The 1,284-nt window shown below is 68.3% G+C and carries 1 protein-coding gene; it reads right to left on the reverse strand.

What is annotated here, in order from left to right; translation table 11 throughout:
- Positions 1-9 precede the first annotated feature (9 nt).
- A partial coding sequence (locus tag ACTWQH_RS32705; RefSeq protein ID WP_443290446.1) for a glycoside hydrolase family 6 protein occupies positions 10-1,284 on the reverse strand: 1,275 nt, incomplete at its 5' end.

Here is a 1,284-nt window from a genome sequence, read left to right on the forward strand (position 1 = left end):
CCGTGGGGGTCACAGGGGCGGGTGGGCGTTCTCCAGGAGCTCCTGGAACTGGGCCTCGAACCAGTGGCCCGAGAGCGGGGCGTTGCCCAGTGCGCCGGAGGGGTTGTTCTGGTTGAGCGGGTTGCCCTCGTAGGTCGGGTCGCACATGCGGTCGAAGCCCTTGCCCTCGTCGTTCGGGATCTCCTCGCTGGAGCCGTCGGACTCGCCCGGGGGCTTGATCCAGGCGTAGGCGTGGATACCGGCGGCGGGAGAGGCCTGGGGACGCTCACCGAGGCCCGCGCCGGACTGGTTGCACCAGTTGCCGGTGTGGATGCGCTGGTCGATGCGGCCGCCGTCGACGTACTCGTCGACGCTGGTCTCCGGGCCCGGGCCCTCGGGGCGGTCGGGGCCGCCCCAGCCGTTGCGGGAGGTGTCGATGATCAGGCCACCGCCGCCATCGACCGCGGCGGCGAAGTCCAGGCCGTAGTCGGTGTTGTTGGTGTACTGGTTCCAGTCGATCCACTTCGACTCGCGGATCTGCTTGCCGTCGATGGTGTCGTCGATCGAGAAGTTGGGCTCCTCGATCGAGCCGTAGTTGGCGACGTTCACCGCGATGCCCGCGACCTTGTCCGGGCTGGCCGGGGCGGTGCTGATGACCTCGTTGAACAGGTCGGCGGCCGGCTGGAAGTTGGTGTCCCAGCCCAGCCAGCCCCAGTGGCCGGCGTCCAGGTAGTTGTAGACGTTCTCGTGCTCGCCGAGCGTGCCGACGTTGTAGGAGACGCCCTTTTGGTAGTTGCCGTTCTCCAGCATCGTGTTGCACTCTTCGGTGGCCGTCTCGGCCGAGCCGGTGTTGGTGACGAGGTTCGGCAGCGAGTCGATCTCGACGATGTTGACGATGCGGAGGTTGGGGTTTTCCTCCGCGTACTTGCCGACGATCTCGTTGATCGGGTCGATGAACTCGTTCTTGTACCGGTCGATCTCCTCCGGCCCGAGCTCGCCGTTGGAGGCGAGGGCCGAACAGTCACGGCCGGGCAGGTTGTAGGTGACCATCTGGAACACCAGCGGCTCGCCGCCGGCCTGCTCCACGGCGTTCTGGAGGTGCTCCTCCAGGCCCGTGCTGTTGCCGGCGGAGCCGCCGGTGATCGCCGCGATACGGTCCAGCCACACGGCGGTGGGCTGGTCGGCGACCGCCGACCCGCCGGACGCCTCGGCGTTGGCGGACCAGTCCGGGTTCACGTACACATCGGCACCCTCATACGGGTTCTCCACCCGCTGCACCGGCGCCGGCTCCTCCTCGGCGGACGC

The sequence above is a fragment of the Streptomyces sp. 6N223 genome, assembly GCF_052246635.1.
In the GTDB taxonomy this organism is placed as follows: Bacteria; Actinomycetota; Actinomycetes; order Streptomycetales; family Streptomycetaceae; genus Streptomyces.